Below are 11,846 nucleotides of genomic sequence, written 5' to 3' on the forward strand. Positions count from 1 at the left end.
GTTGATGCGATGCCGCTGGCGCGGCGGTACGTGTGACTCGGTCAGTGCGGGCGGGTCTCGGTGGCTTCCGCTGCCGGTCGGGAGCCGGCAGGAAGGGCCTTCGCGCCGATTGCGGCAATCAGCGGGAGCGTTGCAGCCGCGAGCAGCACCGCCCGGGCGCCCAACTGCTGGGCGACCGTTCCCGCCGCCAGATAGCCAGCGGAGCCGCCCACCGCGCTGGCGGAGTTCATCCAGGTGAATGCCTCCGTCCGCCAGGCTGTCGGTACGTTCTGGCTCACGAGGCCTGCGGCAAGCGCCGCCGTCGGCGCGACAGCGAGCCCGGCGAGGAACATCAACGGCGCCAGCACGAGGAAGTCGGGTGCCACCGCAAGGACGGCGAAGCCGGCCGCGCACGACAGAGAGAGGACCGCATACTGGGTACGCATCGAAGCTCGCCAGCCAGCGAGACTCTGGACCAGGCCGCCGCCGACGCTGCCTAGGGCCCAGACGGCTAGCAGCCCGCCTGCTGTTGCGGCACTTCCCAGTTCTGCAGCGCGGGCGACCGCGCCTACCTCGACCATCCCGACGGCCAGGAACTGCACGAATGCAAGGGCGCAGATCACCCACACCGGGCGGCGTGAGACCGTCGGCGTATCCGAGGCTGAAGCGGAATCACCGTTCGGCTGCTGGCCAGAGCTTTGAAGGCTTCCCTGGGCGCCGGCCAGGAACACACTGGCGCCAAGCGGGGTCAAGGCTGCCCCAATGAGCAGCGCGGCTGCAGGCGATGCCGCAGACGCGCACAGGCCGACAACAGCAGGGCCGAGAATGAAGCAGACCTCGGTGCTGATTGAGTCGACGCTGTAAGCAGCGGTGCGAACTTCCGCATCTCCGAAAGTAGTCGATATCAGGGACCTCAGCACTGACGAGACCGGAGGCTGCAGGGCGCCTGCGAGGAGTGTGACCACCCAGAGCTCTACGGTGGACCCGTGCCGAGCCGCGAGAGCCAGTGTGCCAATGCTGATCGGCGCAGCCGCCGACGCGACGGCCAGGACAGCTGGCCCGCGGCGGTCGATCAGTCTTCCCCACATCGGTCCGCAGATGGCCACCGCGAAGGTGAACGCTGACACAACCGCGCCGGCGGCCGAGACTCCGCTGAAGCGCCGTTGGAGTATCAGCAGCAGCGCCAAGGGGTACATCGCCTGTGCGAGTCGCCCGGCGAAGACACCCACCAAGGCCCGCCTGATCGTCTTGACGGCCAGGACTGCACCGAGCCCGCGAGGTCGCCGACCGTTGCCAGCATCCCCCGTATCAGTGCTGGTAGAGACGAGTCCGCCTTCGGTATCTGGTCCAGCCAAGGGTCTCCTCCAGTGGTGAGAAGCTAGCGGTCAGGCATCGGGTCTCGCTGTGTGGATGTCAGCTTTTCATTCGAGCCCACGGATAGAGGGGCGATTGACCTGCCATGTATGTCGGGATCACCTGCAGCCTGAGCGCTGACCGAGTGGTCGACGCCACCGGTGGCGATACCGGTGTCCTCCAGCGGCCGAGGGCCTCCGCGGGGTGCTGAGTGCTCGGGATGTCGTCTGTGAGGAAGGAAACGCCCAGTTTGATGCGATGAGGTCGGGTCTGGGTTGCATGGTGTGCCACTCGGTCTCAACGCACTATTAGCTCCTTGTTTGCTTCCGATAGGTGGATCCCGGTGCGTCCTGCGCCAGGAGTTGTTGAGCTCGCACATTCATGCGGAGAGGCTCTGCATCAAGCATGAGGCAGGGCCCCATCGGCGGAGTACTCGCCCGCCATCCGCCGCCGAGTAGCAGGAGAGTAGGACCTTGGCTGGGGAGGTTCTCGGGCACAGCAACGCTGGAAGCTGACGGCTGAATGGCGGACGACTGAGTCCGCTGCGCCCGGAGCAAGGTGGTGTAGCAGGCTGCCGTGACGGTTCATGAGGAGAGACTGCGTCGTGGAGGAAGTAGCCCTCGTCCGACGACTACGGACGTGGCAGCGTGAACAGGCCAGGCTCGGGCTCGGTCAGGATGTTGCGCCCGGTCAGGCGCTTGAGCTTCATCCGGACGTTGTTGATGTTGTTCGGCGCCAGGTCCAGGTCCAACGCCTGGCACACGCCCCGCGCCCGTAGCGGACCGCCCGCTTGGGCGAACACCGCCATGATCTCCTGGTAGGCCGCCCCACCTGGCAGCTCCGGCGCGGACGCCGACGGCGCGGGCGGGGCCGGCTCCGGCAGTTCCAGCAGCGTCTTGCGGGTGATCCGCATCTTCTCGGCAGCCCTGCCGAGCTCGTCCAGCACCGCGGTGAGCTGTGTGATCTGCTCGCGGGTCTGCTCGGCCTGCGCGGCGATCTCCCGCTCGCGCTCCTCCAGCCGTACCAGCACCGCACCCAGGGTCAGTTCCCCACCAGTCACGCGCCGCGCCAGGATGGGGTCACGCTGCCCGTCAGCCGACGGGTCATCACGTCGCTTATCGCCCAGTTGGCTGTGTAGGTGAAAGCGAGAGCGGATGTCGGTGGGTTCTGGCGTCGGTTCTTGATCGGGATGCCGAGCGATGTTGGCGAGAAGTGAGCTTGCTCCGCTTTGACGGACACCATCGGTGTGGTGGTCAGGCCGCGAGCACGGTCTCGTACTCGGCGGGACTGCGGTAGCCGAGGCTGCTGTGCAGTCTGCGTATGTTGTACCAGGCCTCGATCCATTCGAAGATCGCACTTCGTGCCGCAGCTCGGCTCGGCCAGGGACGTTCGCCGATCAACTCTCTTTTGAGGGTGGCGAAGAAGGACTCGGCGAGCGCGTTGTCCCAGCACTGGCCGGTCCGGCCCACGGACAGTCTGACTCCGGACTCGGCTGCGAGATTGGCGAATTCACGGCTGGTGTACTGGCAGCCGCGGTCGGAGTGGAAGACGACCGGCCGGGTCGGGCGGCGGGTGTGGCAGGCGGCCCGCAGGGCATCGGCTACCAGTTCGGTTCGCAGGTGGTCGGCGGTGGCCCAGCCGACGACGCGCCGGGAGGCGATGTCGATGACGGTGGCCAGGTAGAGCCAGCCCTCGCCGGTGGGAATGTAGGTGATGTCGCCGCACCAGCGTGCATCGAGGGCCGCCGGGTCGGGCTCGAAGTCGCGAAGGACCAGGTCCGGCCGGGCGGCGGCCCGGGGGTCGGGCACGGTGGTGCGCTGTCGGTGTCTGCGATGACGACCCTCCAGGCCGGCTCGGCGCATCAGCCGGGCGACTCGGCGGCGGCCGCACCGGTCGCCCTCGCGCTGCAGGGCGGCGTGGACGCGCGGGGCGCCGTAGCTGCCGCGCGAGGCTTCGTGGAGCTCGGTGATCTTCTCGGTCAGTTCGGCGTCCCGGACCGCGCGGGGGCCGGGGGCGGCGGTGCGGCGGGCGTAGAAGGCGGCTCTGGAGACCTTGAGCAGTTCACACGCCCGTTTGACGTTGTGGCCTGCCTGCTTCTCCGCCTCGATGAACGGGTGCACCGTCACCGGGTCTCCTTGGCGAAGAAAGCCGTCGCACGGCGGAGGATGTCGACGTCCTCGCGCAGGCGGCGGTTCTCCCGCCGCAGCCTGGCCAGTTCCTCGCGTTCGTCGCTGGTCAGGCCGTCGCGCTCGCCGGCATCGGCCTCGGCCTGCTTGACCCAGTCCCGCACCGCGGTCTCGGTCAGGTCGAAGTCCTTGGCGACCTGACCGACCGAGCGGTCGCCGCGGCGGCACAGCTCGACGATCTCGGCCTTGAACTCCGGCGTGAACGCGCGACGAGGGCGTGGCTTCTTCTTCCCCATGCTCTCCATGATGGACATCATCCTTCTCAGGGCCGAAGCCCCTGATCAGAGGTGTCCGCCAAAGCGAATCAAGCCCAAAGCGAGAGCACCTCGATGGCGGTGTCGGCGTGTCGGAGACCGGCGGCATAATCCGTGCCGTGGATCTGAGAGCGGAACTGGTGCCCCCGTCGGTGAGCCAGCAGCGGCAGGACGAGCTCAGCCGTGAGATCGTGCGGATCGCCGACCTGGTGCTCCGCGGAGCCGAGAACGCGGACGAGGAGATCGCGGCCTTCAACGCGAGGACGGGCCACGACTACGTGGCTCTCGACTTCGCCGAGTACGACGCCAGCCGCGACGTGGCCGAGTTCGCGCTGGAGGCAGCCCGCCCGGCCCGGCCCCGGATCGCGGACGTCACCACGGACGAACTCGTCGAGATCGTCCGCAGAATCCTGGCCAGCGACCCGGCGAGCGACTACTACCTGCGGCTCCTCGAAGCCAACGTGACGCATCCCCGGGTCAGCGACCTGATCTTCCATCCCCCGGCCGGCCTGCGGGACGCCTCGGCCGAGCAGATCGTCGACGAGGCCCTCAGGTATCGTCCGATCGCCCTGTGACCGGCCGGCCGTCAGCGGGCGGCGGCCTGCTGTTCGGCCCGGGCCCGGGTGCTGGCGAGGCGGTAGGAGTCGGTGCCGGTTTTGATGATGGTGCCGTTGAAGGTGAGGCGGTCGACGATGGCCGCGCAGAGGCGGGGGTCGGTGAAGGTCTTGGTCCAGGCGGCGAACGACTCGTTCGAGGCGATGGCCACGCTGTTCTTCTCCTCTCGCTCGGTCAGAACCTGGAACAGCAGTTCGGCGCCGCGGCGGTCGAGTTCCATGTAGCCGAGTTCGTCGATGCAGAGGAGGTCGACGCGGCCGTAGCGGGCGATGGTCTTGGCGAGCTGCTTGTCGTCGGCGGCCTCGACGAGTTCGTTGACGAGCTTGGTGGCCAGCACGTACTTGACCCGGAAGCCGGCCATCGCGGCTTCGGTACCGAGCGCGATCAGCAGGTGGGACTTGCCGGTGCCGGGGTCGCCGATCAGGCAGAGCGGCAGGCTCTTCTTGATCCACTCGCAGGCCGCGAGGGTGTGGACCGTGGCCGGGTCGATGTTCGGGTTGGCGTCGAAGTCGAACTTCCGCAGTTATCTGGGGTTGGTGATTCAGATAGATCAGTTGTCGCTGATCAGGACGTTGCCGACGCCGTCGGTAGCGTGCGACTTGCCTTCTTGCGCTGCTTCCGCCTCGGCCAACTCCTGCCGAAGCCGCTCGTAGTGGGTGCGGGCCATCTCCTGCTGCATGGCTGACCTGCCCTCGACGTGTTGCAGCAGCTTCTCCGCACCTGCGAGGAACTCCCTGATCGCTTCGATCGGGCGCTGATGGCCGCACGGTGCCTCGTTGCCGTTCTTGTCGAAGACCTCGGCGGCGTTGGCGGTGTTCGCCCACACGCTGATGCCCTGATCATGGACAATCACGTTGAAGGGCGACTCTTCGGGCTCGCCTTCGGTGACGACCGTGAACTGTTCTCCGGGACGCATCCAGTGGTCCGTTCCCCAGGGCTCCAGCCACAGGCAGAGCATGTTCTCGGTGTCGTTGTTGACGCTCGTCTTCGGCATGGCAGCACCGTAGCGAAGCCCCCGCGGTCACGGGATGGCAGCCCGTCGAGGCAGGTGGTTCACCGATCTGCGAGGCCGTGTTCGCGGAGTCTGCGTTGGAGACGGAGGATCTCTCCGTGGGCGGCGGCGAGCCTCTGCTCCAGATCACGGACCTGGTCTCGGCGGGTGCCGCGCTCGCGACGAAGCGCCTCCGTCAGGGTCTGGATTACGGTGCCGTTGCTGTTCGGCGTGGTGTCGGCGGGGGGCCGTGCCGTGGCGCGCTGTTGTTGCCCACGGAGGGTCTCGATGCGGAGTCGCAGGTCAGGATGGTCGTAGAGGAAGTCAAGGCTGACACCGGCTGATCGGGAGACCGATCGGAAGTTGATCTCTGTTCCGTCCTTGAGCAGGGACCGGATTCCGGCCTCTGCCCGGTCGGTCGCCGCCTTTCTCTTGTTCTGGGCAGCCTTCTTCAGGGCTTCGATGCGGCGAGTGCTGCTGTTCTGGCTGGCTGGGTCGGGGAGATCGCTCATTGACCGGCACCGCCTTTCGTGGCTGGCGAAGCAGGGGTGACTTGGTAGCCGTCGCGGCCCAGGACGCCGGCGCCGCGGACGGCGGTGGTGCTGTCATCGGGTTGAGCTTGCAGGGCGGTGATCTCCAGGCGCATGCTGCGGATTTCGGCATTGCGCTGTTCGAGCCAGACGTTGGCCGCGCTCATCGGCTCGCCGTAGCGGTCGGCGTGTCGGGCCTGCCGGGATGCGATCAGCGACTCGGTCTCGGCGAGCTGGCGCTGGATGTCGGGCAGGAAGGTGCGGTCGGTGGCGAAGTGGTCGCAGCCGTGGCAGGCGTTGCCCTTGTCGCAGGAGCGGGTGGGCGGCAGGAGGCAGTAGCCGTTGGGCAGGATCCGGTCGGTGCGGCGATCGAGCTGGACCAGGTCCAGCATGTCGCGGCGGTCCATGCCGAGCTCACGGCCGTCCCGGCCGACCTTGGCCAGGGCGAGGAATTCCCGCTCGGCGGTGCTGGCCAGAGTCGCGGCATAGCGCATCGTCATTTCGGGAGAAAGGTGGCCAAGGTAGCGCTGGACGACGTGGATGGGGGCTCCGGCGTTGATCAGCGTGGTCGCCTTGGTGTGGCGGAGTCGGTGGCTTCGTGAGTAGAGGAGGAGTTCGCCGCGTGAGTCGCGCAGGTCCAGGTGGTGGCTGAAGTCCTTCAGGACTCGGTTGTAGTTGCTGGTCTCCCAGGACTTGGTGCCGTGCCGGGTACCGGTGGTCTTGGGGAACAGGTAGCGGATGGTGTCGGCGGCGCCCAGGTGCCAGTGCTCGCGCACCCACGCCTGCTGTTCCCGGACGATCTCGACGGCATCGCGGCCGACGAGGATGGTGTTCGGTGCCGCGTCGATCTTCGTCTGCTGGTAGCGGAGCCGGGCGACCATCCCGCCCTCGGGGACGGCTGCGGCATCCAGGCCGGGGATGTCGGAGAGCGGTTCGAAGTCCATCATCAGCACTTCGCTGGCCCGGCGCCCGGTCATGGCCTGGATGAGCCAGGCCCGCATGACCGCAGGATGTCCGAGGCCGGCCAGCTCGACCTGCCGGGCGTCGCGGACGACGGTGCGGGTCTGCTCGGTCGGCAGGCCGATGAGCTCGATGTGGGTGAGCATGCTGCTGAGGTCGGTGTCGTTGATGTAGTTGCGTTCGTCGGCCTCGCGGACCTCGCGTTGCCGGGGCCGGTCGCCGGAGCGGAACATGCGGGCGTGGCTGTCGGTGAGCGCCAGCCACCGGGCATCGTCCAGGGCTTCGGCGGCCTCGGTGCGGCAGTCGGTCATGACCCGGTAGAACAGGTCGATCGTCTGCAGGTTCTTGTTGATCGTCCTCGGCTGGAGGCTGCCGCCGACCTCGGCTCGGCCTGGTGTCTCGCGCTGCCAGTGGTGCAGGAAGGTGCCGAAGTCCAGTGCGAGTGCGCGCAGGCTCCACTCGGAGCCGTCCGCCAGGGCGGGGTGGTCGATTCCGCGTTCGGCCGTGAACGCGGCGAAGCGTGCCGTGTTCACGCGGTGCTGCATCACCGTCGACCAGGTCAGTTGTCCCGACTCCATCTGCAGCCGGAGGTAGAATTTGGTCCCCTCCCGCAGCCAGACCGGGGTGACGTCGCCCCAGCGGACGGCGGTGTTGGCGCGCGGCTCGTGCTCGCGCCGCGGGATGCGCGGGTCCAGCCGCAGCGACCAGATGTCGTGCCGCCACCAGTCGACTTCGCTGGCGTACTGCCGCAGCAGCCGCTCCAGCATGCCGCGCAGAGCGTGCTCGGCCCGGAGCCGATGCCCGGGGGCGGGCATCCGGCCCCGGTCGGCGTGGAATCTCCGGACCCAGGCGGTCATCCACTCGGCCAGCGACTGGTCGGCGAAGGAGGCGACATGCGGGTGGCGTGCGATGACGTCGCCGGCGGTGACCGCCCAGCGGTTCCACTCGCTGGCGTGGGCTTGGCGTTCGCCGGTGCGCGCGCAGGTGGCCAGCCACCAGCCCACCTCGCGGCGCATGACCAGCGGCAGGGCGGTGATGTCCAGCCGGACCTGCCGCGATCCGCGCATGAACACCCCGGCCAGCTTCGGGTCGCGTCCGTCGAACAGCGGCCCAGCGAACACCGGGTCCAGTCCGTTGACCAGCGCGGCACTCTGGGCCGACCGGTCCGGGGCGGTCGAACCGCCGGCAGGAACCGACGGGATACGATGGTCGGTCATGCCGAACTTCCCTCCAGGCCGCGCCAGTTGGTGGTGAATGACTTCCAGTTCGCCAAGGTCTTCAACTCGGCATCCTCGGTGACCCAGCCGTAGAGGGTCAGCGTGGTCTGCACGTCGGCGTGGCCCATCCGCCGCATCACCACGTGCTCGTGAGCCCCGGACAGCAGCAGAGCGGTCGCGTGGGTATGGCGCCACCAGTGCGGTGTCCAGGCGGACGGAACCGCCTCTCCCAGCCGGCGCTTGAGACCGTCGACCACGTCGTAGACGGTCTCCGGCCGCAGCGGCGCGAGCCACTCGCCGCGACGCAGGTTGACGAACACCCACCAGTTCTCCAGGTCCACTGCCCGGTGGGCGTCGGCGTCGCACAGTTCCCACACGTACTCGCTGTGCAGACGCTCCAGGTCGTCGCTGATGTAGATCCTGCGGAACCGGCTGTTCTTCACCCGCACCCCGGCCGGGTGGTCCTGCCGCGGTACGACCTCGACGAACGGCGTCCCGCCCCGGCCGACATGCCAGTCGCAGTGCTTGAGCGACAGGCACTCGCCCAGCCTCATCCCGGTCTCGCTCAGCGTCGCGAACAGCAGCCGGTCGCGTACCGACCCCGACCACCGCCCGGAGACGACATCGAAACGCGCGCATCCGTCGATGATCGCCGCGGCCTGTGCCGGCGTGAGGACCGGTGCTGGCCCGCGATCGCGGATTTGGATGCGCACTGCCGGGCTCACATGGTCATTCCCGCGGTCCAGGTGGGCCAGGGCCCCGACGTATCGGCTGCGGGCCCGGCGCCCACCGACCCGGTAGAGCCGGCCGGCGACCGCCACCCCGTGCACATCCGCGTGATACCGGTAGAACGACAGCACCGCCGCCACCCGCAGCCCCACCGTCGACTCCGCCACCCCGCCGACCGGGGCGGCACCAGCACCTGGCAAACGGTGCACCCCGACCGGATCACCGGTCCGCAGCACCGTCAGGAACGGCAGGAACGACGACAGCGTCACCTCGTCCCACGCCAGCCCGGCCGCCTCCAGGTAGTCCCACCACGCGTTCAGCGACGCAGCGTAGGAACGGAGAGTGTGAGGCGACGCATCCCGGCCGACACGCAGGAACTCCAAGAACTCCTCGACGGACACGATCGGCAGATGGTCGGGACCGACCACCGTCCACGTCCGCCGATCACCCAACTCGACTCTCTGCACTGGCACAACGCCATGGTGCCGACGTCACCGACGCTGTCGGGCCACCCCGGATAGCGCAACGCCAACGACCACCAAAACGAGTGAACCCCACGCTGACTGACGTTCCAGACGGGCACAGACGAACCCCAGATAAGCGAAGCGACTTGTCCCTGGGGAACCCGGCGGCCTTGATCCGCCGCTCGGAACGGCGCCGGGCCCGGTCGTCGCACTCCGACATCAACAGCTCCGAGAGGAAGCCGAGGTAGGACATCTGCTCGCGGGCCGCGGTGGCGGCGAGCTCGGGGAACTGCGAGCGGATGGTCGGCAGCCGCAGCAGCCGGCAGGCGTGGTCGATGGCGGCGGTGGCGGCCTGCTCGGTGAGTCCTCGCTGGCGGGGGAAGGTCACGGTGTTTCTCCTTCAGGAGTGGGCGGTCGGTCCGGTCGGTGAAGTCGCAGCAGCTGGTCGTAGTGGGCCACCGAGGGCAGCGGCCTGGTGTCCGGCGGGAGCTGGGCCAGGCGACGCTCGGTGAGCGCGGTCACCGCTGCCCGGTCGGCCGTTGGCAGCTGCGGGTCAGCGGCAGCCGTGGTGTCCGCGTCGGCCGCCTTGCGTGCTTCCAGCGCGACCGCGTCCGCAGTCAACGCACCCGATCGCAGGGCGGCGGCGAGGCCGGCGACCAGGTGCTCGTGAGGCAGGTGGCGGCCCAGCAGCAGGACCTTGATAAGCGCTCGCGTGCCGTCGCGCTCGCCATGGGCCTTACGGGCCGCGGCCCACCAGGCGTCGTGGAGCGGAGTGAACTTCCCGGCGGAGCGGGCTTGGTCGAGCGCGGTCGCCCCGGGCAGAGCCCCGGGCTTGCGGACCAGGGCTTCCAGGTAGTGGTCCAGGTCGAGCCGGGTGCCGCCCTTGGCGATCAACCGCTCGTGCCGGGCGACCTCCTCCCGGCCGTCGTAGACCACCAGCTCGGAGGCGTGCAGTATGGCCCGCACGGTCCGGTCGATCAGCCGCACCGGCACCGAGTAGCGGTTGGTGCGGACGCTGATCTGGCTGTAGCGGTCGACCCGCAGCGTGAACGGCCGGCCGGTCTCGAACGGCTCGCCAGGAAGCGGTGCCAGCAGCGGTTGCTCGGCGGCGAAGTACTCGCCGATGGTGCGGGGCCGGGAGCGGATGCGGCGGGCGTCGTCCTCCACGTCCCACTTGTCGATCATCGCGTTCAGCTCGGCGAGCGTTGCGACTTCGGGGACGGGAACGAGGTGGTTGCGGCGGAACCAGCCGATCTGGCCCTCGACGCCGCCCTTCTCGTGGGCGCCGCGGATTCCGGGCTGGCAGTAGAGCACGTCCAGGCCGTAGTGCGAGCGGAACGCGGTCCACCGCTCGGCCTCGATCCGCTGGCGGGAGAGGCCCAGCACCCGCGCGACGGCGGCCCTAAGGTTGTCGTAGCGGACCTTCCCGGTCGGCACCCCGCCAAGCGTGTTGAGAGCGTGGACGTGGCCCTCGAAGAACGCCTCCTGCCCGGCCGAGGCGAAGATCCGGTGCACCGCCTTGCCCGAGTAGGACAGCCGGAAGGCGAACAGGAAGCAGGTCACCAGCTCGCCGGCCAGACGCACCGTCACGTCCCCGAAGTCGACCTCCGCTTCGGCGCCGGGCTTGTGGGTCTGCGGGATGAACGCGTCCTCCACCCCGCGGCCGGCCTCAAGGCGGATCTCCTTGCGGCGCTCGGCGATGTAGCCGCGGACCATCTGGTACGAGACCTCGTCGGCACCGTGCTCGTCCACCAGCCGATCGAAGATCCGCTTCGCCGTGTGCCGTTGCTTGCGCGGTGCGTCCAGGTCTGCCCGCAGCATCCGGTCGATCAGCGGCTTGAACGGATCCAGCCGCGTCGCTCTGGGCGGCAGCTTCTTGCGCGGCTCGGGCCACGCGGACTCCAGGGCCTTCTTCACCGTCAGGAAGCCGACATCGTACTTGCGTTGAAGAGCGCGGTTCGACAGGCCGGCGTGCGAGTCCCGGCGGATCGCCGCGTACAGATCGACCTTGGTCTTCGGCAGCACCCGGGTCCCCTCGTCGTGCAGTGCACAACCATGTCCCGAAGCAAGCACCCGAGCGCTCTCAAAACTCAGCGACATCACTCACCTGGAGCAGCGGGTGGTCTCGTCGCCGAGCGACAGGTGCTCTCACAACTCGCGTATAAAGCCACCCAGTAGATCCAGGACTCGGCCGAGGCGGGGCGGTGCTCGTAGTCGCGCACCAGCCGCCGGTGCAGCATCAAGATCCCGTTCGCCTGCTCCACCCGCCACCGGATCGCCTGTGGGACGAACCCGGTATCGACCGGGTTGCGTTCGACGATCTCGACCTCGATGCCCACCTGCTTGCCGTGGTCCACGACGGTCTTCTTGAACCCCTGATCCACCAGGGCCTTCGTCACTGTGCCGGCGGTGCCGGCGGCGACCTTGTCGAGCAGGGCGGTGCCGAAGGCGTTGTCGTGGACGGAGGCGGCCAGCACGACCACGGCGATCACCAGGCCCAGCACGTCCACGGCAAGTCCCCGCTTGCGGCCGGGCACCTTCTTCGCCGCATCGCGTCCAGTCGTCTCC

General features: G+C 68.6%; 9 protein-coding genes and 3 pseudogenes. 1 reads left to right on the forward strand and 11 read right to left on the reverse strand.

The genetic code is table 11. The annotated features are described in order from the left end of the window. Positions 1–41 precede the first annotated feature (41 nt). The 3 genes and pseudogenes from ACFW1A_RS05795 to ACFW1A_RS05805 all read right to left on the reverse strand — a co-directional run bounded on the left by ACFW1A_RS05795 (position 42) and on the right by ACFW1A_RS05805 (position 3,754). Entirely contained in the window at positions 42–1,208 is a 1,167-nt protein-coding gene (locus ACFW1A_RS05795; protein ID WP_380404750.1) for an MFS transporter, read from the reverse strand. Between the two features lie 755 nt (positions 1,209–1,963). Further along, positions 1,964–2,392 (reverse strand): hypothetical protein, encoded by a 429-nt coding sequence (locus ACFW1A_RS05800; protein ID WP_380404753.1) that lies wholly within the window; start codon positions 2,390–2,392, stop codon positions 1,964–1,966. Positions 2,393–2,585: 193 nt separating this feature from the next. After that, positions 2,586–3,754: pseudogene (locus tag ACFW1A_RS05805) on the reverse strand (IS3 family transposase). Positions 3,755–3,891: 137 nt separating this feature from the next. On the opposite strand from ACFW1A_RS05805, the gene ACFW1A_RS05810 reads away from it, so the two are divergent. Next, positions 3,892–4,347, forward strand: coding sequence for a hypothetical protein (locus ACFW1A_RS05810; protein ID WP_380404756.1), 456 nt, complete (start codon positions 3,892–3,894; stop codon positions 4,345–4,347). Between the two features lie 11 nt (positions 4,348–4,358). Here the strand turns inward: ACFW1A_RS05810 and ACFW1A_RS05815 are convergent. The 8 genes and pseudogenes from ACFW1A_RS05815 to ACFW1A_RS05850 form a co-directional block, all read right to left on the reverse strand. After that, positions 4,359–4,910, reverse strand: a pseudogene (locus ACFW1A_RS05815) (ATP-binding protein); the annotation flags it as partial. A gap of 27 nt (positions 4,911–4,937) precedes the next feature. Beyond that, positions 4,938–5,381, reverse strand: coding sequence for a hypothetical protein (locus ACFW1A_RS05820; RefSeq protein ID WP_380404758.1), 444 nt, complete (start codon positions 5,379–5,381; stop codon positions 4,938–4,940). 59 nt (positions 5,382–5,440) lie between these two features. Continuing rightward, positions 5,441–5,890, reverse strand: a complete 450-nt coding sequence (locus ACFW1A_RS05825; RefSeq protein ID WP_380404761.1) for a DUF6262 family protein — start codon at positions 5,888–5,890, stop codon at positions 5,441–5,443. Next, positions 5,887–8,085 carry a tyrosine-type recombinase/integrase gene (locus ACFW1A_RS05830; RefSeq protein WP_380404764.1) on the reverse strand — a complete coding sequence of 733 codons (2,199 nt, stop codon included), beginning with the start codon at positions 8,083–8,085 and terminating at the stop codon, positions 5,887–5,889. The genes ACFW1A_RS05825 and ACFW1A_RS05830 overlap by 4 nt, the downstream gene beginning before the upstream one ends. Continuing rightward, a complete protein-coding gene (locus ACFW1A_RS05835) occupies positions 8,082–9,242 on the reverse strand; it encodes a tyrosine-type recombinase/integrase (RefSeq protein WP_380404767.1) in 1,161 nt (386 codons plus the stop codon). The genes ACFW1A_RS05830 and ACFW1A_RS05835 overlap by 4 nt, the downstream gene beginning before the upstream one ends. Positions 9,243–9,414: 172 nt before the next feature. Further along, positions 9,415–9,666, reverse strand: a pseudogene (locus ACFW1A_RS05840) (ATP-binding protein); the annotation flags it as partial. Beyond that, positions 9,663–11,303 (reverse strand): IS21 family transposase, encoded by a 1,641-nt coding sequence (gene istA / locus ACFW1A_RS05845; protein ID WP_380404771.1) that lies wholly within the window; start codon positions 11,301–11,303, stop codon positions 9,663–9,665. The pseudogene ACFW1A_RS05840 and the gene istA, both read right to left, overlap by 4 nt. A gap of 74 nt (positions 11,304–11,377) precedes the next feature. Beyond that, positions 11,378–11,846 (reverse strand): transposase (locus ACFW1A_RS05850; protein ID WP_380404774.1); only part of this gene is annotated, 469 nt, incomplete at its 5' end.

Source organism: Kitasatospora sp. NPDC058965 (genome assembly GCF_042741245.1).
Taxonomy (GTDB): Bacteria; Actinomycetota; Actinomycetes; order Streptomycetales; family Streptomycetaceae; genus Kitasatospora.

Coding starts and splice junctions, on each gene's coding strand:
- ACFW1A_RS05825 (WP_380404761.1), bottom strand. CDS start 5,890: ATGAGCGATCTCCCCGACCCAGCCAGCCAGAACAGCAGCACTCGCCGC.
- ACFW1A_RS05820 (WP_380404758.1), bottom strand. CDS start 5,381: ATGCCGAAGACGAGCGTCAACAACGACACCGAGAACATGCTCTGCCTG.
- ACFW1A_RS05830 (WP_380404764.1), bottom strand. CDS start 8,085: ATGACCGACCATCGTATCCCGTCGGTTCCTGCCGGCGGTTCGACCGCC.